Genomic DNA, 20,880 nt, shown 5'->3' with positions numbered 1-20,880 from the left:
CGCTTTACTTTTCCTCTGTGCAGTTTTCAAGGAGCAAATGTATCATAGCAAACTCGCCTTTCGGCAAGATTACTGCAAATATGGTGGAGCTAAGCGGGATCGAACCGCTGACCTCTTGAATGCCATTCAAGCGCTCTCCCAGCTGAGCTATAGCCCCATTATGACCCGCTTCAGTTTCACACATCGTTTCGTCCTGAGCCAGGATCAAACTCTCCACAAAAATTTGTAGATAAGCTTGAGTCAAGCTCTTACATTTATCAATCAACCGGAATTGATTGGTTTCGCACGCTTTTGATTCGCAACTGTTCGATTTTCAAGGACCAGCGCGTCACTGTTTTGCCAGCGATAGTTATTAATATTATCACCGATTCGCCACAATTGCAAGAGGTTTTTTTTCTGCATTTTTTATCATACAATTTTCAAAACCCTGTCTTGCGGCATGGGATATATCTTATCATTCCACGGTAACAATGTCAATCGGTAAATCCAAACTTTTTTCGTCTTGCCGAACATCTCCTATGTTCGACGCATCAGCTGCAATGGAGACGAACCGGTATCGCTCTTTCGTTCCATCAGTCAAGTGTGACCAGCCTTCCCGCCTCCCGCTGGCGCTGCCAGAGGACCACGCTGCCGGCGATGCCGGCGATGCCGACAGTAAAAAGGATGAGTAGTTCCAACCCCACAGCCGACAGAGGCGCCCCCTTCATGCCGACAATGCGAAAGGCGGCGAGGTAGTGGGTCAGGGGTAGACAGTTGGCGAAAGCGACGATGGGACCAGGCATCTTACTCAGGGGCCAGGTGAAACCGGAGACGAGGAAGGAGGGGGTGGCAATCAGGAGAATAATCTGGCTGGCGCGCAGCTCATCAGGCACAAGGATGGAGATGGGCAAAGCAATCCCGATCAAGGATAAGGTAAAGGCGAGAGAGACGATGAAGAGGTCGAATCCAGAACCAAGGATGCTGATGTCGGTCAGTTGGTTGGACAAGAGGAGCATGAGAAAGGTGTTGAACAGGCAAATCGCAAAGTAGGGCACGGCCTTGCCCAGGACGACCGCTGTGACCGGCATCCGGGCGGCGACGAGGATCATGTTCGTTCCCCGCGCTTTTTCCCGGCAGAAAGCGCCCGACATGGTCATCAGCATCACCTGTTGCAAAACGGTCGCCACCAGACCGAAGATCAGAAAGACGCGGTAGTTGTAGGCAGGGTTGTAGCCGACGCGGATGGTGGCATTGATCGGCTGGAGCATCGCCTTTGCCTTCGCAGGAACGATCCCATTTGCTTCCATCATACGCAACGTCACGCCGGCTGACACAGTCTGGAGAACCGTCGTGGTCCCTTTGGTGGCCGCGTTGGAGATGAGCATGTTGGTGCCGTCGATCAGGGTGAGCACCTGGGTGGACCGCCCGTCCTTGACATCACGGTTCAGGTTTTCCGGGATGATGACGGCTACATCGCTCTCCCCATCCTGAATGCGCTGCTCCGCCTCTTCGACCGTGTCGACGAGTCCCTGGTAGCGAAAGAGTTCCGATTGGCCGTACATGTTGATGATTTCCCGGCTTAAGGGGCTGTGGTCCTCGTCGACGATGACAAGGTTCATCTCGGTGACCCGCTGGCCGTCGTAAAGATAGGCGAAAAGACTGAAGGTGACCAAGGGCGCCAGCAGGATCAGAAAGAGGGTCCGCCGGTCCCGGACGATATGGGTGAATTCCTTTGCCGCCATCAGCAGGAGCGATTGTGCCCATTGCCTCAACTGCATCGGTTGCATTCGAAGTCCTCCTTCGCTTTCCCAAGGTCGATCTGTCGGTGACAGCGGCCCACCTCGTCCCGGTTATGACTGAGAAAGGCGATGGACCGCACCGGATGGACCTGGGAGGCGCAACTCTCGGCGAGGACCTGCCAAAAGCGCGCCCGGTCATAAGAGGGCATCTCCCTCGTCGCCTCATCGAGGATGATCAGTTCCGGATCGACAGACAAAAAGGCGGCGAGCTGCAAAAACATCTTTTCCGTAAAAGAGAGAGCGGCTGCGCGCGTTCGGCGGGTTGCTTCGAGATGACAAAAAGTCAACAGATCGCCGATGCGCCCCTCGATCTCCTGATCGGAGATGGAAAATGCGCCCGCGACAAAGCGGATATTCTCCTCTACCGTCAGATCGCCGTAAAGGAAAAAACGTTCCGGCACAAAGCCGACTCGCCGGCAATGGAGGCGCACCTCACCGGAGAGCGGTCGGGTAAGTCCCGTCATAACCTGAAAGAGAGACCAGCGGACATCGCCGTCCGGAAGGTAGATGCCGGTCAAGCCGTCACCTTCAATGGTGATGGAGATGTCCTGCAACAGGAGGCGGTCAGGACGCCCGATCGCCACGTTTTTCAGTTCGAGCAATGTCGTTGCCATCGGCTGTTCCACCGCCTTCACCGGATCGAACCGGTCGTTCCCGCCGGGAGATAGACCTTGGCCGTCATCCCCTGCTTGAGCGCGCCATCGGGATTAGGCAGTTCCACCTTGATGCCGAAGGTCTTGCGTTCGAAATCGCCCATGTCATGGCTGGCTTTTTTCGTGGCAAAGTCAGCACTGGCGCTGACCCAGGTGAGCTTGCCGATCAGACGGTTTTCGATGCCCCCTACAGAGACCTCAATCTCCTGACCCAATTGTAATTGGGCTACCTGGTCTTCCGGCACGTTGGCCTTCACCCAGACCGTATCGATATCCACTACGGTGACGATGGGCAAGCCAGCGGCGACCATCTCGCCGGCCTGGACTAGCTTCGCTGTAACAGCACCCTTTTGCGGCGCCCGGATCACCGTATTGTCCACCATCGCCTGGGCGGCCTCTACGGCGGCCTGGGCCTGGTCTGTCGCCGCCGCCTTCAAGGATACCTGGCTGCGGGAAGCGATAGCCAGTTGCAGCGCCGCCGCCGCCTGATCGACCTGGGCCTTCGCGCCATCGATCTCCTCCGGCCGGGCGCCTGCCTCAATGAGGGACAGTTTTTCTTTGGCCATCTTCAACGTGGCCAAGGCGGCGTCAGCGGCCGACTGGGCGTCGTCGCGCAGTTTCGCCGATGCGGCGCCGCTGGCAAAAAGCTTCTCTGTCCGTTCGGCATTCAGCTTGGCATTGTCATAGGCGACCTGGGCTTGGTCGACGGCAGCCCGCGCCTGTTCGATCTCCTGGGGGCGGGCGCCGTTTTTCAGCGCATCCAATTTGGCCTGGGCAGCGTCCATGGTGGCCTTGGCCTGGGCCACCTGGCCGTCGACGGTGTCGGCGGTAAGGGTATGGCCGATCTGGGCCTGGGCGAGGGCCGCCTTGGCCTGATTCAACTGTTCCACCAGTTCGCGGCTCTCCAGGCGGGCGATGATCTGACCGGCCTCGACGCGATCGCCCTCCTTGACAAGGACCTCTTGTACCCGTCCGGCGACCTTAGAGGCGACGCTAAACTCGACGCCTTCCACATAGCCGGTCAAGGGTTGTCCCGCTCTAACCTTTGACCGAGACGCCCAGGGAAAGGCGGTAAAACCGATGGCCGTGAGCAGCACTGCGCCGATGGCAATGGCAGCTGTCAGCTTCTTATTCATCGACTCTCACCCCATTATGTACTGACCAGTCAGTTTAATCTTCTGATTTGATTATAGAACTTTCCTCTTCAGGGCGTCAACAGAAAAAGGACGTTCCTAGGTTGAACGAATAGGAAACAAAGAGACCGGCTGGCTTTATGTCCAGACGGTCTCTTCACTGACTAACCTATTGAGCAGATTAAAGGCTCGTTTCTTTTTCTCCACAGATCTTTGCGCCATTCAGGTACTGTTGATAGAGAAAATCCCCAAGTTGTTCACAGTCCATGGCGTCGCCGTCGAGAATGACGCGCAGGGAGATGACAGAGATGAGCCCAAAGAGCCCAGTGGCAGAGAGTTCCGCCGGCATGGGGCGCAATTGGCCTTTTTTTATCCCGGCCTGGATGATGGCGGCCAGCTGACTGTAGAACTTGTGGAGGAATTGGCGGAACTGGGCTTGCCGTTCCCGGTTGAACCAGACGCCCATCAGCAGCATTTGGCAAAAATCGCGATTCTGGTCGAAAAAGCTAACCAGTCCATGGATCGCCCGGCGCAATTGTTCTTCCGGGTCGTCACAGCCGGCGACCGCCTCATGGACGTACTTTGAGAGGCGTTCTAGCCCTTCCTCCATCAAAAAGGCGATCAGATCCTCCTTGCCGTCGAAATGATAGTACAAGGTGCCTTTGGCCACGCCGGACCGCTCGGCCACCTCATCCATCGTGGCGCGATCAAATCCTTTTTCGGCAAAGATATCCACAGCCCCCTGAAAAATCTGCTCCACCTTGCCCATGGCCTTTTCCTCCCCGGTCTGCCAGACTCTGACGCCAATCGACTTCGACGCCTAACCTGCTCATTGCATGCTAACGACCGCTTTACTCGTCATCCTCTTCCCGCATGGCCACCCGGGCGAGAGCGACCACCTTGTCGTTGGCGCTCATCCGCATAATGTTCACGCCCTGGGTGACGCGGCTGAGGACGCTGATCTCATCGACGTTTAAGCGGATGATGACGCCCTCGGCAGAGATGACCATGAGTTCGTCGCCGGGACGGACCACCTTGATGCCGGCCATCAAGCCCGTCTTGTTGGTGAGACGCATGGCCAGGATGCCCTTGCCGCCCCGGTTTTGCTTGCGGTATTCCGAGAGGGGGGTGCGTTTGCCCATGCCGAGTTCGGTGATCATCAGCAACTCATCGTCATCTTTAACCGCGTCAAGAGCGACGACAAAGTCGCCTTGAGCCAGTTCGATCCCTTTGACGCCGCGGGCCGTCCGGCCCATCTCGCGCACGTCGGTCTCATTGAAGCGAACGGCCATGCCGCTGCGGGTGGCGAGGAGGATGTCGCTCTTGCCATCGGTGAGCTTGACGCCGATCAATTCGTCGCCTTCATCGAGGGTGAGGGCGATCAACCCTTCTTTGCGCGACGTGTCGTAGTGCTGGAGGGAGGTCTTTTTGACGATGCCGCTGCGGGTCGCCGTGAAGAGGTACTGGTCGGCGGCAAACTCCTTGACAGGGATGACGGCGTTGACCTTTTCGTCGCCGGTGATCGCCAGCAGGTTGACGATGGCCGTCCCCTTGGCCGTCCGCGACGCCTCGGGGATCTCGTGGGTCTTCAATCGGTAGACCTTGCCCCGGTCGGTGAAGAAGAGCAGGGTGTGGTGGGTCGTAGTGACAAAGAGGTGTTCCACAAAGTCGTCCTCTTTGGTCCCCATCCCGGTGACCCCCCGGCCGCCCCGGCGCTGGGCCTTGTATGTATTGACCGGCAAGCGCTTGATGTAGCCGTTGTGGGTGATGGTGATGACGGCGTCTTCTTCGGCAATCAGGTCTTCCACGTCGATGTCAGCGCCACCGCCGGTGATCTCGGTGCGGCGAGGATCGGCGAATTTTTCTTTGATGTCGGTGATCTCTTTTTTGATGATGTCCAGGACCATCTTCTCCGAATTGAGGACAGCGCGATAATAGGCGATGCTCGATAGCAACTCCTGGTACTCTTTCTCGATTTTTTCCCGCTCCAAGCCGGCCAGGCGCTTGAGGCGCATGTCCAGGATGGCCTGGGCCTGCTTTTCGCTGAGTCTGAATTCCTCCATCAGGGTGGGACGGGCTTCATCCTCGTCCTGGGAGGTGCGGATGATCTCAATGATGCGGTCGATGTTGTCGATGGCGATGCGCAAGCCTTCGAGGATGTGGGCGCGGGCCTCGGTCTTCTCCAGTTCGTAGCGGGTCCGGCGGACGATGACGTCTTTCTGGTGCTCCAGGTAGTAGTGGAGCATGTCCCTTAGGTTGAGCACTTTGGGCACGCCGTCGACGAGGGCCAGCATGATGACGCCGAAGGTGTCCTGCATCTGGGTATACTTGAAGAGCTGGTTGAGGATGATCTGGGGGTTGACGTCGCGACGCAGTTCAATCACGATCTGCATGCCCCGCCGGTCCGATTCGTCGCGTAAGTCGGTGATGCCATCGACCCGCTTGTCCCGGACCAGTTCGGCGATGCGCTCCAGGAGTTTCGATTTATTCACCTGGTAGGGGATCTCATGGACGAGGATGCGCATCTTGTTGCCGTTCATCTTTTCGATGCGAGCCTTGGCGCGCATGATGATGGAGCCGCGGCCCGTCGTGTAGGCCTGGCGGATGCCGTCGCGTCCCATAATCAGGGCGCCGGTGGGGAAGTCGGGCCCTTTGACGACCTGCATCAGATCTTCCACGGTCGTCATCGGGTTTTCAATCATCATGATGACGGCATCGATGATTTCCGTCAGGTTGTGGGGCGGGATGTTGGTAGCCATGCCGACGGCGATGCCAGAAGAGCCGTTTAAGAGCAGGTTCGGCACCCGCGACGGCAGGACGATCGGCTCCTCCCGCTTGTCATCATAGCTGGGTTTGAAATCGACAGTGTTCTTGTCGATGTCGGCCAGGATGTGGCTCGTGATCTTGGCCATGCGCAATTCCGTGTACCGCATGGCCGCCGCCGGGTCGCCGTCGATGGAGCCAAAGTTGCCATGACCATCGACCAGCATGTAGCGTGTGGAAAAATCCTGGGCCAAACGGACGGTGGCGTCGTAGATGGCCGAGTCGCCGTGGGGGTGGTAACGGCCCATGACATCGCCGACGAGACCGGCCGACTTGCTGTAGGGCTTGTCCGGCGTTCGGCCCGTTTCGTAGAGGGTATAGAGAATCCGGCGGTGAACGGGCTTCAGCCCGTCCCGCACATCGGGCAGCGCCCGGGAAACGATGACGCTCATCGAGTAATCGAGGAAGGATTTTTTCATCTCATCTTCGAGTTTGATGGGGACGACTTTTCCGACCATATCCGACATCGGAGTGTTCACCTCATGTCATATTCCGTACCAAGTCCGCTTATACGGTGTTTATCTTTACTATTATAACCAATCTTGCCGCCTCTTTCAAAGGTTGCCTGCAACACCGGACTTTTGATGGAGGTCAGTCCTTTTAAATTTTTTTACGTTGCCGGAAGGAATTATTGGGACGGGGGCGAATATAGTTTTTCTGAATTTACTGATAATTCATAAAATTATGAAAAGGGGGTTGGCCATTTTCTCTATACACACAGCTTGACCCGCAAAAACAAAAAAACAGTCTGGAAAGGAAGGTCGCGTCAATGATTTCGTTGAGCAATCGCCCTGTCGCCCGCATGATCGGCGGAATGTCCATCCTGTCCCTTTTGACGGCAACGATGCTTGCTGGTTGCGGTGGGGGGAGTAGCCCAACGGCGAAAACCGGTGGCGGTTCGGCCGGCAGTAGTTCCGGCAATGTGATCAAGATCGGCGCCCTCGTCGACAAGTCGGGGAAAGGCGCCGACTGGGGAAAGAAGAATGAGATCGCCGCCAAAATCGCTGTCGACGAGATCAACGCGGCCGGTGGCATCAACGGCGCCAAGATCGAACTGGTCGTCAAAGACACTGGCGGGAAAAACGAGGAAGCGGTCAACCTGACGCGCACCCTCGCCGATGAAGGCGTGGCCGCCATCGTGGGACCCTTTTTCAGCGGCGAATGCGAGGTGGCCTTTCCCCAGGCCAATAAACTGAGTGTCCCCATCATCTCCCCCTCCTCGGCAAAAGCCGGCGTCTCCGAGAAGAACCGCCCCTGGGCTTTCCGCAACAGCATGACCGACGACAAATTGCTCCATGACGCCACGCCCCGCTTTGTCAAAGCCTATAACGTCAAGACGGTGGCCGTGATCCATGACGAGAAGGACGCCTGGTCCAAGGCAGTCGGCACGACCGATCTCCCCCGGGAGTTCAAGGCTGCTGGCGTGAACATCGTCAACGAGGGCAACTACCTGACCTACAAGACCGGTGAGACCAATTTCGCCGCCATCGTCACCCAGATCAAGACGATGAATCCCGACGCCATCGCCTTCGGCGGTCTCTACAATGAAGCAGCCAGCTTCGCCAAGGAGATGGAGCGCCAGGGCCTTAAAAAACCGCTCCTTGGCGGCGTGGGCATGTATTCGGCGGCGCTGATCCAGCAAGGCGGCAAGGCTGTCGAGGACTTTGTCGCCACCTCCTGTTTTAACGTCTATACCGATAATCCTCGGGTGAAGTCTTTCGTCGATAAGTTCAAGCCGGAGGCCGCCAAAATCACCCCTGCCGATGACCTGCCCGGCAGCTTTGAAGCCCAGTTCTATGAGACTTTCACCATGATCAGCGATGTCCTCAAAAAAGCGAACAAAAACGGCAGCACCCCTGTAGCCGATCTGCGCAACGCCATCAAAGATGGCCTGGCCAGCCTGAAAGACTTTGACGGCCTTACCGGCAAAACCAGCATCGACGACAAAGGCGACGGGATCAAGGCCAGCTACCCCATGGTCGTCAAAAACGGCAAATATGAAGTGTTGAAGTAACCGGAGGTTGACTGTTAGCTGCAAAAGGGGAACGTCGCCACCCGGCAGGGTTCGGCGTTCCCCTTTCCATTTCATGATTTGAAACGGGGGAATAGCGCGTGCTTCTGCTCCAACAGATCGTTAATGGCGTTATGCAGGGCAGCATCTATGCCCTCGTCGCTATCGGTTACTCCCTGGTCTTCGGCCTGTTGAACCTGCTCAACCTGGCCCATGGGGAGTTGTTCATGCTGTCCGGTTTTATCGGGCTCTTCCTGATGACCTACTTTGACCTTCCCTTATGGCTCTCGCTCCCCCTGACGATGCTGTCTGCCGGTGCTATCGGCATCGGTGTTGAGGCGCTTTGTTTTCGCCCCATCAAAAAAGAGTACCACCTGGCGCCCATCGTCAGCACCATCGCTTTCGGCTCGGTGATGGTCAACAGCATGGTCAACCTGGTCGGTTCAGAACCGCAGGTCTTCCCTTCCCACATTGACATCCCTGACATCGCTATCGGCGACCTGCTGATCAGCGGATCTCAAATGCTCAGTTTCGTCATCGCTGCCGCCTTGATGGTCTTCCTTTCCTACATCGTAGAAAAAACGAAACTCGGCCGGGGAATCCGGGCGATGGCAGAAAATGAAAAAGCTGCCCAGATCCTCGGTGTCGATGTGCGCAAGACGGTCATGATCACCTTCTTCATCTCCGCCGCGCTAGCCGGCATTGCCGGCATCTTGGTGGGGCTGCGCTTCGGCAAGCTGAGCCCCTTCATCGGCGCCACCATCGGCCTGAAGGCGCTGGCCGTCATGGTCATCGGCGGTCTTGGCAACATTTACGGCGCCATGCTGGCCGGCATCCTCCTGGGTGTCTTGGAAGCGGCCACTGTTGTCATCCCTGGTCTTTCTCCCTATGTGGATGCCGTCATCTGGGGATTCCTCGTCTTTATCCTGCTCTTTAAGCCGACGGGACTCTTGGGCACACGGGTCCAGACAGAAAGGGTGTGATCGGATGGAAGAATCTGTACTTATCTTTGCCGGCGTCAATGTCATTCTGGCCGTCAGCCTTTATATCACCCTTTCCACCGGTCAGATCTCCCTCGGCCATGGCGCCTTCATGGCCATCGGCGCTTACCTCGCCTCTGTCATGACCGTCAATTTTGGAGTGCACCTCTATATCGCCATGATGGGCGCCGCCATAGCCAGCGGCCTCGTTGGTATTGCCGTCGGTTTCCCTGCTCTGCGGGTGAAAGGCATCTATCTGGCCATCGGCACATTAGGCCTTTGTGAAGTCGTAGAAGTCTTTTTTCACAAGTTTGAATACACCGGCGCGGCTTCCGGTTTCAGCGGCATGAGCGGCACCACCATTCCCCTCGTCTGGGCCGTCGCGGCGCTCTGTATCCTCTTTTGCTGGCAACTCAGCCGTTCCCGCATGGGCTGGGCCTTCAAAGCTATCAAGGAAGACGAAGTGGCTGCCCAGACGATGGGTCTCAACATCACCTACCTGAAGGTGTCCGCTTTCGGCATGAGCGCCGCCATGGCTGGCCTCGGCGGCGCCCTCTATGCCCACTATATCTTTTTCATCGATCCCGCCGCCTTCGGCTACCACACCTCTCTGTTGATCCTCTTCTACGTCATCTTCGGCGGCGCTGAGACCTTTTTGGGCGCTGCGCTGGGCGCTTTAATCCTGACGGTACTCCCCACGTTCATCCGGGAACTGGAAGAATGGCGCTTTACCGTCTACGGCCTGCTGATCATGGCCATGATGGCGATCCGTCCCCAGGGCCTGATCTCTCCGGAGACAATCAATTGGTTAAAAAACGGCTTTTCCCGTTCCGACAACACCAATGGCGCTTCACTGGTCCTGTCCCAAACCGCCTCTGCCTCAGCATCCCATCCTGTGTCTTCCGAAACGTCAAAAACGGTGCCCAACAAACCCGAGGGAGGATGCGGCCATGCTGGTCATTGATGAAGTGCATAAGAGCTTTGGCGGATTGAACGTCATTCACGAAGTTACCTTTCAGGTGCCGGACGGGGTGATCTTCAGCCTCATCGGTCCCAATGGCGCTGGAAAAACAACCATGTTTAACATGATCACCGGCATCTACCCCATCGATCGCGGCCACATCGCCTACCAGGGAACGATGATCAATGAACTGAGCCCCCATGCCATCACCCGCCTGGGCATCGCCCGCACCTTTCAAAACATCCGTCTCTTTCCGCATATGACCGTTTTGGAAAATGTGCGCATCGGCCAAAGCCCCTTGATCGGGACAGGGATACGCAGCCTGCTCCCCGGCTATCAACGTGAACAAGAAAGAGCCTTGCTGACAGAAGCAGAACGGCTGCTCGAACTGCTCCATCTGGAAGACAAAAAGCACCGCTATGCCGCCGAACTCTCCTACGGCGACCAGAGGCGCTTGGAGATCGCCCGGGCGATGGCGACAGGCGCCAAATTGCTGTTACTCGATGAACCAGCAGCAGGTCTAAACCCTGAAGAAAGCCAGGAACTGAACCGGATCATCCTGAAAATCCGCGACGAGGGGCATACCATCCTGCTCATCGAACATGACATGTCTGTCGTCATGGAGATCTCCGACCTGGTCGCCGTGATCAACTTCGGCGAAAAGATCGCTGAAGGGACACCGGCAGAGGTGCAGCAAAACCCCCTTGTCCTCGAAGCCTACCTGGGAAAGGATGACGAATGATGGAGACGATCATCAAGGTGTCAAACCTGTCTGTGTCTTACGGTCCTATCCAGGCGCTGCGAGGAATCGACATAGAAGTCCGCCAGGGGGAAACGGTGACCCTGATCGGCGCCAACGGAGCGGGAAAGACGACGCTGTTGCGGTCCATATCAGGCCTTTTGAAGCCCAAGGAAGGGACGATCACCCTTTTTGGCGAGGATATTGGACGAAAAGCCCCCCATGAGCGGGTGAAGAGGGGGCTGATCCACGTCCCCGAGGGCAGGGCCATCCTGGGGCGCATGTCCATCGAAGACAACCTGCTCATGGGCGCCTACTGTCGGGAAGATGAAAAGGAAATTCATTCCGATCTGGAGAATATCTACAACCTCTTCCCGATTCTCCGAGAGCATGCCCGCTTGCCAGCCCGGACCCTTTCCGGCGGTCAGCAGCAGATGCTGGCCATCGGACGCGGCCTGATGGCCCGGCCGAAGGTGATGATGCTGGACGAACCCTCTCTAGGACTGGCGCCCATCGTCATCGGCGAGATTTTCTCGATCATCCGCTCCCTTCGTGAGCGGGGGATCACCGTACTGCTGGTGGAGCAAAATGCCAAACAGGCCCTTAAGGTTGCCGATCGCGGCTATGTGCTGGAGAATGGTCGGATCACCCACGCCGATACAGGCGCCAATCTGCTCCACAGCGAGGAAGTCCTCAAGGCTTACTTGGGTGAACGGAAACACCTGGCTTAAACGGTTCAGGGAAATCCCTTTGCAGCCGGTAAGGGAGGATGAAGGCGCTCCATCAAGGAGGGAGCAGGAACCAGAGAAGGCAAGGGAAAGAGAAAGAAAAAGGCAGAAGGGAGTCTACCGATGGAACTGTGGTCAGCCATTGAAGAAAGAAGAAGCATCCGTAAATATAAGCCGGAAGAGCCTTCTTTAGCGGTGCTGCAAAAGGTCATCGAGGCAGGGCTTTGGGCGCCGTCGAACATGAACGTTCAGCCTTGGCATTTCGTCGTCGTCCGTGGAGAAAAGCGGGCGGAACTGCTGGAGGTGATCCGCCGCTCCGGTCAGGCGATCCTGCCCAAGTTAGAACGGATCTTTGCCGATAAACCCAAGGTGATCAAGTTTACGCTGGACTTTTTTCAAGATCTGGGCAAAGCGCCGATTCTCATCTTCTGCTACGGTCCAGAAGCCTGTGCGCCGCCGTCAGGCGATCTGACCCTGTCAGAACGGCGTGTGGCCAACTTTGAGTACGCCACCAACCTGCAGAGCGTATCGGCGGCGATTCAGAACATGCTGCTTGTTGCCCATGCAGAAGGCCTGGGCACCTGCTGGATGACCGGTCCCCTCCATGTGGCCCAGGAGGTGAATGAACGCCTCGGCATATTTGGCAAGGAACTGGTCGCCGTGATCACCCTCGGTTATCCTGATCAGTCGCCGCCGAAGCCGCCACGCAAACCGGGACGGGTAGAATGGCTCGGTTTTGACGTCCGTGAACCCGAGAAAGCATAAGCTTAAGATCACAGATCAAAGCGGAAGGCTATGCGATGGTTTGCATAGCCTTCCGCTTTCTTTTTGAATTCTTCATCCCGGTAGGATAACCCCTAGAGGCTTCGTTCCAGCAGCTCCACCAGGTCGAGCGTCTGCACCCGTTCTTCCGCCTCCCGGGCTTTGCAGCCGTCTGTCAGCATGGTCAGGCAGTAGGGGCAAGCCGAGCAGATCGCATCCGCCCCTGTTTGCAGGGCTTCGTCAGTGCGGTTTTCATTGATGCGGCTACCCAGGTGTTCTTCCATCCACATGCGTCCGCCACCAGCGCCGCAGCAGAAGGACTTTTCCAGGCTGCGCGGCATCTCCGCCACCTTGATCCCGCCGATGGCGGCAAGGACGTTGCGAGGCGGCGCATAGATCTCATTGTAACGGCCCAAGTAACAGGAGTCATGGAAGGTGACTGTCATATCGACGGGCTTGGCCGGTTTCAGTTTTCCATCCCGAACCAGTTGCTCCAGCAACACCGTATGATGGATCACGTCAAAGTTTCCGCCAAATTGGGGGTATTCATTTTTGATGGTGTTGTAGCAGTGCGGGCAGGCGGTGATGATCTTGCTGACCTTCAACTCTTTCCAGGTCTCCACATTGGTCATGGCCATCTCCTGGTAGAGATACTCGTTGCCCATCCGGCGAGCCGTTTCGCCACAGCACCACTCATCGCCGCCTAAAATGGCGAAGGAAAGGCCAGCCCGTTGCAGCAGTCGGGCGAGGGACAAGGTCACTTTGCGGGCGCGATCGTCAAAAGAGCCGGCACAACCCACATAGAGGAGGTATTCCGCCTCCGGCGCTTCATCCAAGGTGGGCACTTCCAGATCCTCTGCCCATTCGCCACGTCGTCCCTTGGGTAGGCCCCAAGGGTTGCCTTGTTTTTCCATGTTGTTAAAGGTACGTTGCACATCCTCAGGAAAATCGCTCTCCGTCAGGACCATGTAGCGGCGCATCTCCACCAGTTTGGGGATATGCTCATTGCTGACCGGGCAAGCCTCCATACAGCCTCGGCAGGTGGTGCAGCTCCAAAAGAAATCTTCGCTGAAGATCTCACCGGTCACTTTTTTTTCCATAATCGCCTGTTCGTCCTCAGTGAGGACGCCCTCGGCTGCCGCTGCAACCTCTTCAGCGCCTGCCGTTCCTTGCGCAATGCCCTTGGCGGCCGACCTTTGCTTGTGAATCTTGTCCAACAAGGGGCCTTTTTCGTCGATATGATTGCGCAACGTCACATGGAGCCCCTTCGGGTTGAGCGGTTTCCCTGTCTGATAGGCAGGACACTGATCGGTGCATCGGCCGCACTGGACACAGGTGTAGGCGTCAAAAAGCTCTTTCCAAGTAAAGTCCTCCATTTTGACCGCGCCATAGGATTCAACCGACTCGTCTTCAAAGTCGACCTTGCGCAAAGCCCCTTTGGGCTCCAAGGACTTCCAGTAGGCATTCAAGGGCGCAAAAACGAGATGCAGGTGTTTGGATCGGGGAATCAGGACGGCAAAGGCGAACATGGTGATAAAGTGCAGCCACCAGAAGAACCAAAGGGCCTTTTCCGCCTGCTCCGGCCCATAGCCGGCAAAGAGTTTTGACGCCAAAGCGGCCACCGGCGCATAGGCCATCCATTCGACGCCTTCACCTGCCACAAACTGAGCGCCATGCGATAGGGCTTCACTGGTGACGATGATCAGGATAAAGGCCAGGATCAAAAATGCCTCGCCGCTGTTTTCCAATCGTTCCGGCTTAAAGACGGTTCGGCGCAGAAGGCTGCCGATGACACCGACAGCGACGAGCACAAGAAAGAGATCTTTGATCCACAGATAGGCGGGATTGTCTCCCACCCCGGGAAGGGGGTGGGAGAAAAACCCTTCGACTACCATATTGACCACGCCGAGGCCGAGGATGAGAAATCCCCACATGATCAACAGGTGCAGACCACCGGAAATCGGATCGTGCAGCACCTTTTTTTGCCCCAATACATGGGTGAACACCGCATGTAACCGCTCATTGGAACGATCCAAGCGGTCTTCCGCCTTGCCAAACTGGGTGTAGCGATAGCGGCGGCTGATCTCATAGTAGGTGTAACCGCCGACGACTGCGAGGAGGCCGCAAAAAGCCGCTGCGTTGATTCCGTTCATCCTGCCTGCTCCACGTCTCGAAGACGCTTGAACTCCGCTGTCAGCAAGGGAATCACCTCAAAGAGGTCGCCTACGATGCCATAGTCGGCCACTTTGAAGATGTTAGCCTCTGGGTCTTTGTTGATGGCGACGATCACTTTGGATCCGCTCATCCCAGCTAGGTGTTGGATCGCTCCTGAGATGCCGGCAGCGATGTAGAGCGTCGGAGAGACGGTCTTCCCTGTCTGCCCCACCTGGTCTTGATGGGGGCGCCAACCGGCGTCGACGGCGGCACGAGATGCGCCGACGGCAGCGCCCAACACATCGGCCAGTTCTTCAAGAATGCGGAAGTTTTCTCCACTCTTCATCGCCCGCCCGCCCGAGACGATAATGTCGGCTTCTGTCAGTTCAGGACGGCTGGAAACCTGACGGACCACTTCGCGAACAAGGACCCGCAAGTCATCCGAGGTGAGTGATACTTCCGCCTTCTCCACAACAGCCGTGCCCCCTGTCACTTCAGCGACCGGGAAGACATTGGGCCGCACCGTCACCATCAGCGGGTAGGCGACAGGGCTGACTTTTTGAAAAGCCTTGCCGGCATAGATGGGGCGGATGAAGTTCCCTTCTACATAGTCGATGACGTCGCTGATCTGGCCAGCGCCGACGCGCTGGGCCACGCGAGGCGCCAGATCCAAACCAGTGGCTGTGTTGCCGATCAGGACGATTTCCGGTTGTTCCCGCTGGATCCCTTCGGCCAGCACACGGGCGTACTTGGCGGCTGTATAGGTCTTCAAATCGGCCTGTTCGGCCACAATCACCTTGCTTACGCCATAGTTGCCCAGTTCCGCTGCCAAGGCTGAGACGCCATCTCCGATTAAGAAGGCTTCTACATCGCCTAACCGGCGGGCCAGGTTGATCATTTCAAGACTGATTTTTTTCAATTTTTGGTCTTGTATTTCCGGTACGACCCAGACCTTTGCCATGCCCAAGGTTCCTCCCTTATTTTTGATCTTTTTTTCTGCCTTTTGCCCTGCGGAGCGTCGTCAAATCACCTTAGCTTCTTCCCGCAAGGCGCCCACCAGAGCTTGCACAGCCGAAGCGGGATCGTCTTTGTAGATCTTGCCGGCCGCCTTGGCTTGGGGAAGGAAGGTCTCCAGAACCTTCACCTTTGCCGTCGCGCCCGCCGGCAGCAGGCTGCTGGCCGAAACCGTTTTCAGTTCTTTTTTCTTCGCTTGCATGATCCCTTTCATGTTGGGGTAACGAGGATCATTGAGTCCACGCTGGGCGGTAACCAGCGCCGGCAGGGGCGCTTCGATGACCTCGCTGCCGCCGTCGATCTCCCGCCATGCGACCGCTTTGCCGCCTTCGATTTGGAGCTTCGTCACCACATTGAGTTGCGGCAGGTTCAACTGTTCGGCTACGCGGACAGCGACCTGGGCTGAACCGTCATCGATCGCCCGCCAGCCGCCGATCACCAGATCAAAGCCCCCTTCTTGGATGACTTCCGCCAAGGCGATGGCCACGATGCCTTCATCGACAGCAAGGCCTTCCGTATCGACGCGCACTGCCCGATCGGCCCCCATGGCCAGCGCCTTGCGCAGCGCTTCCTGTACCTTTCCATCGCCAGCGGAAATGACGACCACTTCGCCCTGGCCAGCCTTTTCCTTGATCTGCAGGGCTTCTTCCACAGCCAACTCATCATAGGGGTTGATGATGTAGGTGACCCCTTCTGGAACGACAGCTCCATCTTTGACAATAATCCGGTCTTCCGTATCAAAGGTCTGTTTGAGCAAAACGGCAATTTTCACCTTTTTGACCTCCTCTATTTGCCTTGAAAATCAGCTTTGCGTTTTTGCAAGAAGGCGGCCATGCCTTCTTTTTGGTCTGCCGTGGCGAATCCTGCGGCAAACATTTCCGCCTCATAGGCGAGGGCCCGCTTCAGATCCATGTTGCTGCCTTCCCGCAAGGCCGCTTTGGAGGCGATGACGGAGAGGGGGCCAGCGGCGGCGATGCGCCTGGCGATGGCTTTCGCCTCGTCCATCAGCGCTTCGGCGGCGACCACCTTGTTGACCAAGCCAATGCGCAACGCTTCATCGCTGCCGATCATGTCGCCGCTGTACAGCAACTGAGCGGCCATACCGCGGCCGACAAGGCGAGGCAGACGCTGGGTGCCGCCAAAGCCGGCGATGACGCCAAGGGAAACCTCTGGCTGGCCGAAGCGGGCATTGGCAGCGGCGATGCGAAAATCACAGGCCATGGCCAATTCACAGCCGCCTCCCAGTGCATAGCCATTGACCGCTGCGATGACCGGCTGGGGCAGTTCCTCGATCCGGTTGAAGACCTGCTGGCCCAATCGGGAGAAGGCCCTCGCCTCAGCGACGCCATAGGCGCTCATCTCAGCGATATCGGCGCCAGCGACAAAACTTTTCTCTCCAGCGCCTGTGACGATGACGACGGCGATCTCCCGCTTTTCGGCCAGGGCGGCAAAGGCTTGGTCCAATTCCTGCAACACTGCCTTGTTCAGCGCGTTGAGCACTTTGGGTCGGTTGATCGTCACGATGGCGATAGCGCCAGAAGATTCGTAAATCAGGTTCTGAAATTCCATCAGCACCCTCCTTTTTCCGCGTATTTTATCTGCTGATCTTCTTTCAGTAGGCCTTTTGAGTGCCAAAGCATCAGCGAAGCAGGTGCCGGGCGATGACCATCTGTTGGACCTGATTGGTTCCCTCGTATATCTGGGTCACCTTGGCATCGCGCATATACCGTTCCACCGGGTATTCCCGGGTGTAGCCATATCCGCCCAGCAATTGAACACAATCAGAGGTCACCCGCATGGCCGTGTCGGTGGCAAATTTTTTGGCCATCGCTGCTTCTTTGCCATGGGGCTTGCCCATGGTCTTCAGCCAGGCCGCCCGGTAGACGAGCAGGCGGGCAGCATCGACCTCTGTTGCCAAATCGGCGACCATCCATTGGATGCCCTGGTTTGCTGCAATGGGGCGCCCAAACTGTTCACGCTGCTGAATGTAGCGAAGGGCATACTCGAGGGCCCCCTCGGCGATGCCCAGACCTTGGGCGGCAATGGCGATCCGGCCACCGTCAAGGAGTTGCATCGCCACTTTAAAGCCTTGTCCCACATCGCCGAGGACGTTCTCTTTTGGCACCAGAGCGTTATCGAAGTGGAGTTCACAGGTGACCGATCCGTTGAGCCCCATCTTCTCGACAGGTCGTGACACCGTCATGCCCGGCGTATCTCTCTCGACGATCAGGCAGGTGATTCCTTCTGCGCCGCGGCTGGCCGGATCGGTGCGCACGAAGGTGACGAAAAGGCCTGCTTCGCTGGCGTTGGTGATGAAGACTTTGCTGCCGTTCAACCGCCAATATTCGCCTTCATCAGAGGCCATCAAGGTGAGGCTGGCTGCGTCAGAGCCGGCATTCGGCTCTGTCAGCGCATAGGCGCCGATTCTCTCGCCAGCCGCCAGGGGGGCCAGGTACTTTTCCCGCTGGGCTTCGGTGCCGAAGCGGGCGATGCTGGTGCAGGCGAGGCCTGTATGGACGGCCACGACCACCGCTGTCGAGGCGCAGACTTTGGCCAGTTCTTCGATCATTAGCACATAGGACAGGTAATCGCCGCCAGAGCCGCCGTATTCTTCGGGAATGGCCAGGCCCAGCAGCCCCAGTTCACCCATCTTGTCGATCGTTTGTCGAGGAAAGCGGTGTTCCCGATCGACCCCCTCTGCGGCGACAGCCACCTCGTTGCGGGCAAACTTACGTACCATCTCCAAAAACAGTTCTTGTTCCTCATTCAGCGTAAAATCCATAAGGTCGCTCCGTCACCCTTTCTTTCTGACGTGCCGATGTTGCTACAATCGGCAACCGGATCGGCCTCGCGCCGCCTTTTCTGTGATCAGGCGTAACGGTAGAAACCGCGTCCCGATTTGCGTCCGAGCCAACCGGCTTTGACATACTGGCGTAGCAGCGGGCAAGGGCGGTACTTGGGATCGCCATAGCCCTCTTGGAGGACTTCCAAAATGGCCAGCACCGTATCAAGTCCGATCAGGTCGGCCAGCGCCAGGGGGCCCATGGGATGATTCATGCCCAGCTTCATGATCGTGTCAATGTCTTCAGTCGTGGCTACCCCTTCGTAGAGGCACCAGATGGCCTCATTGATCATCACCTGCAGCACCCGGTTGGAGATGAAGCCTGGCACATCACGGCAGGTGGCGGGCGTCTTGCCAAGATGGCGACTCAGCGCCTCGATGGTCTCGTAGGTTTCGTCCGATGTGGCTAAGCCGCGAATGATCTCCACCAGTTTCATCAGCGGCACCGGATTCATGAAGTGCATGCCGATCACCTGTTCTGGACGGCTGGTGACGGCAGCGATCTCGGTGATCGGCAGTGAAGACGTGTTGGAAGCGAGGATGGCATTGGCAGGAGCAAGGCGGTCCAGTTCCCGGAAGATGTTGGCCTTCACGTTCATGTTCTCTACGACCGCTTCGATAACGATTTGACAACCGGCCGCAACAGCCATATCGTCGCAAGGCTGCAAGCGTCCCAGCGTGGCCTCCATCTCTTCGGCAGAAAGCTTACCTTTTTCGACAAACTTGGCTAGGCTTTTTTGGATCCCTTGCAGCCCTCTTTGGACCGCTTCTTTGTTGACGTCATGGAGCATGGTGGTGAAGCCGGATTGGGCAGCCACTTGGGCAATGCCGCTGCCCATCTGTCCGGCGCCAATGACCATAATGGTTTTTATTTCCATTTACTTCATCCTTTCTGAAGTCAGAATCAGTCGACACGCACCATGAGCGCATCCCCTTGAGCAGCGCCGCTGCAGATCGCCGCAATGCCGATGCCGCCGCCTTTCCGGCGCAAGCCGTGAATGAGGGTGGCGATGATGCGGGCGCCGCTGGCGCCGATGGGGTGGCCGAAGGCGACAGCGCCGCCGTTGATATTGACTTTTTCAAGGTCAAAGCCGGCCACTTTCTGGCTGACGAGAACAACGGCGGCAAAGGCCTCATTGACCTCAAAGAGGTCCATCTGGTCCAGGCTTTTTCCCGTCTTGGCCAGCAGACGGTTGATGGCGTGACCCGGCGCGGCGGCAAGCGCTCTCGCTTCGAGGGCCACTTCTGTATGGCCGAGTAAAGAGGCCAGGGGACGAATTCCTAGTGACTCCGCTTTTTCCCGGCTCATCAAGATGAGCGCGCCGGCGCCGTCGTTGACGCTAGGCGCGTTGCCGGCTGTGACCGTCCCCTGGGGATCGAAGATGGGCGCCAATTTCGCCAATCCTTCCCGTGTGGTGGGACGAGGCTGCTCATCCTGGCTGACCACCGTCGGCGCACCTTTTTTCTGGGGTACCGTCACCGGCACGATCTCCTCTGCCATGTAGCCGCTGGCGATCGCGGCCGCCGCCCGTTCTTGGCTGCGCAAGGCCCATTCATCCTGCTCTTCGCGGCTGACGCCATACTCACGGGCCATATCAGCGCCGTGCAGGGCCATATGACGGTTGTAAAAGGGACACCAGAGCCCATCATGGACCATCAAGTCGACAGCCTCGAAGTTGAACATACGCTGTCCCCAACGTACCGCCGGGAGGAAATAGGGCGCTTGGCTCATGCTCTCCATACCGCCGGCGACTGCTGCGTCGATCTCGCCTGCGGCAATCATCCGCGCAGCCAGGGCGACAGAGATCATGCCGCTGGCGCAGACCTTATTGACTGTCAAAGAAGGCGTCTCCCAAGGAATGCCTGCCAAGCGGGCCGCCTGGCGGGATGGGATCTGACCAGCGCCACCTTGGAGCACCTGTCCCATAGTGACATACTCCACTATCTCCGATTCGACACCGCCTTGCCGCAAGGCACCCTGAATGGCAGCAGCACCCAGATCGACGGCTTTCAAGGAAGCCAGGGCGCCGCCGAACTTGCCAAAAGGCGTCCGGACTGCGCTAACAAAGACCACTTCACGCAACAAATCCACCCCTCATTCTCTACGGTCACCGACGAAGGCACCGCGCAGTTACGTAATAGCTACGCAAAAAAAAGCAAAAATCCTGCTTGATTATTCTAAAAAATCTTTTTATTTAGAAAAATTAAATTATTGTAATAATAGTAAATTGATTTTTCGATTGTACTTTGCGTTCTTTTTCTCAATATCGGTTAATTTTCTTTTTATAATTTAAGAATTTTT

General features: G+C 57.1%; 18 protein-coding genes and 1 tRNA gene. 6 read left to right on the top strand and 13 right to left on the bottom strand.

The features are described from left to right. Positions 1-81: 81 nt before the first annotated feature. The 6 genes from AC0CW1_RS11895 to gyrA form a co-directional block, all read right to left on the bottom strand. A tRNA-Ala gene (locus AC0CW1_RS11895) sits at positions 82-157 on the bottom strand. A 415-nt stretch (positions 158-572) separates the two neighbouring features. Beyond that, positions 573-1,766, bottom strand: a complete 1,194-nt coding sequence (locus tag AC0CW1_RS11890; RefSeq protein ID WP_488183258.1) for an ABC transporter permease — start codon at positions 1,764-1,766, stop codon at positions 573-575. Next, on the bottom strand, positions 1,748-2,392 hold the full coding sequence (locus AC0CW1_RS11885) for an ATP-binding cassette domain-containing protein (RefSeq protein ID WP_488183257.1): 645 nt from the start codon (positions 2,390-2,392) through the stop codon (positions 1,748-1,750). Before AC0CW1_RS11885 ends, AC0CW1_RS11890 begins: the two co-directional genes overlap by 19 nt. Before the next feature lie 17 nt (positions 2,393-2,409). Next, positions 2,410-3,567: an HlyD family secretion protein gene (locus AC0CW1_RS11880; protein WP_488183256.1), complete on the bottom strand. Its 1,158-nt coding sequence runs from the start codon at positions 3,565-3,567 to the stop codon at positions 2,410-2,412. Between the two features lie 178 nt (positions 3,568-3,745). Then, on the bottom strand, positions 3,746-4,333 hold the full coding sequence (locus tag AC0CW1_RS11875) for a TetR/AcrR family transcriptional regulator (protein ID WP_488183255.1): 588 nt from the start codon (positions 4,331-4,333) through the stop codon (positions 3,746-3,748). Between the two features lie 82 nt (positions 4,334-4,415). Further along, a complete protein-coding gene (gene gyrA / locus AC0CW1_RS11870; protein ID WP_488183254.1) occupies positions 4,416-6,854 on the bottom strand; it encodes a DNA gyrase subunit A in 2,439 nt (812 codons plus the stop codon). Positions 6,855-7,156: 302 nt separating this feature from the next. Between gyrA and AC0CW1_RS11865 the strand changes: the two genes are divergently transcribed. From AC0CW1_RS11865 to AC0CW1_RS11840, 6 genes are all read left to right on the top strand, one after another. Next, complete coding sequence (locus AC0CW1_RS11865) at positions 7,157-8,401, top strand: ABC transporter substrate-binding protein (RefSeq protein WP_488183253.1); 1,245 nt, start codon at positions 7,157-7,159, stop codon at positions 8,399-8,401. 98 nt (positions 8,402-8,499) lie between these two features. Next, positions 8,500-9,381 (top strand): branched-chain amino acid ABC transporter permease, encoded by an 882-nt coding sequence (locus tag AC0CW1_RS11860; protein ID WP_488183252.1) that lies wholly within the window; start codon positions 8,500-8,502, stop codon positions 9,379-9,381. Positions 9,382-9,385: 4 nt separating this feature from the next. Beyond that, on the top strand, positions 9,386-10,342 hold the full coding sequence (locus AC0CW1_RS11855; RefSeq protein WP_488183251.1) for a branched-chain amino acid ABC transporter permease: 957 nt from the start codon (positions 9,386-9,388) through the stop codon (positions 10,340-10,342). Beyond that, positions 10,329-11,081, top strand: a complete 753-nt coding sequence (locus AC0CW1_RS11850; RefSeq protein ID WP_488183250.1) for an ABC transporter ATP-binding protein — start codon at positions 10,329-10,331, stop codon at positions 11,079-11,081. The genes AC0CW1_RS11855 and AC0CW1_RS11850 overlap by 14 nt, the downstream gene beginning before the upstream one ends. An 8-nt stretch (positions 11,082-11,089) precedes the next feature. Further along, a complete protein-coding gene (locus tag AC0CW1_RS11845; protein WP_488184147.1) occupies positions 11,090-11,809 on the top strand; it encodes an ABC transporter ATP-binding protein in 720 nt (239 codons plus the stop codon). A gap of 120 nt (positions 11,810-11,929) precedes the next feature. Then, positions 11,930-12,571, top strand: a complete 642-nt coding sequence (locus tag AC0CW1_RS11840) for a nitroreductase family protein (RefSeq protein ID WP_488183249.1) — start codon at positions 11,930-11,932, stop codon at positions 12,569-12,571. 92 nt (positions 12,572-12,663) lie between these two features. Here the strand turns inward: AC0CW1_RS11840 and AC0CW1_RS11835 are convergent, their stop codons facing one another. The 7 genes from AC0CW1_RS11835 to AC0CW1_RS11805 all read right to left on the bottom strand — a co-directional run bounded on the left by AC0CW1_RS11835 (position 12,664) and on the right by AC0CW1_RS11805 (position 20,661). Then, positions 12,664-14,721 carry a (Fe-S)-binding protein gene (locus AC0CW1_RS11835; protein WP_488183248.1) on the bottom strand — a complete coding sequence of 686 codons (2,058 nt, stop codon included), beginning with the start codon at positions 14,719-14,721 and terminating at the stop codon, positions 12,664-12,666. Continuing rightward, on the bottom strand, positions 14,718-15,683 hold the full coding sequence (locus AC0CW1_RS11830; protein ID WP_488183247.1) for an electron transfer flavoprotein subunit alpha/FixB family protein: 966 nt from the start codon (positions 15,681-15,683) through the stop codon (positions 14,718-14,720). Before AC0CW1_RS11830 ends, AC0CW1_RS11835 begins: the two co-directional genes overlap by 4 nt. Positions 15,684-15,743: 60 nt before the next feature. After that, positions 15,744-16,508: an electron transfer flavoprotein subunit beta/FixA family protein gene (locus AC0CW1_RS11825; protein ID WP_488183246.1), complete on the bottom strand. Its 765-nt coding sequence runs from the start codon at positions 16,506-16,508 to the stop codon at positions 15,744-15,746. 14 nt (positions 16,509-16,522) lie between these two features. After that, positions 16,523-17,305 carry an enoyl-CoA hydratase-related protein gene (locus AC0CW1_RS11820; RefSeq protein WP_488183245.1) on the bottom strand — a complete coding sequence of 261 codons (783 nt, stop codon included), beginning with the start codon at positions 17,303-17,305 and terminating at the stop codon, positions 16,523-16,525. 70 nt (positions 17,306-17,375) lie between these two features. Continuing rightward, positions 17,376-18,518 carry an acyl-CoA dehydrogenase gene (locus AC0CW1_RS11815; protein WP_488183244.1) on the bottom strand — a complete coding sequence of 381 codons (1,143 nt, stop codon included), beginning with the start codon at positions 18,516-18,518 and terminating at the stop codon, positions 17,376-17,378. Between the two features lie 86 nt (positions 18,519-18,604). Next, positions 18,605-19,456 (bottom strand): 3-hydroxybutyryl-CoA dehydrogenase, encoded by an 852-nt coding sequence (locus tag AC0CW1_RS11810; RefSeq protein WP_488183243.1) that lies wholly within the window; start codon positions 19,454-19,456, stop codon positions 18,605-18,607. 26 nt (positions 19,457-19,482) lie between these two features. Next, complete coding sequence (locus tag AC0CW1_RS11805; protein ID WP_488183242.1) at positions 19,483-20,661, bottom strand: acetyl-CoA C-acetyltransferase; 1,179 nt, start codon at positions 20,659-20,661, stop codon at positions 19,483-19,485. Positions 20,662-20,880 lie beyond the last annotated feature (219 nt).

The sequence above is a fragment of the Heliomicrobium sulfidophilum genome (genome assembly GCF_057715735.1).
This window is presented reverse-complemented; position numbering and strand designations above follow the sequence as displayed.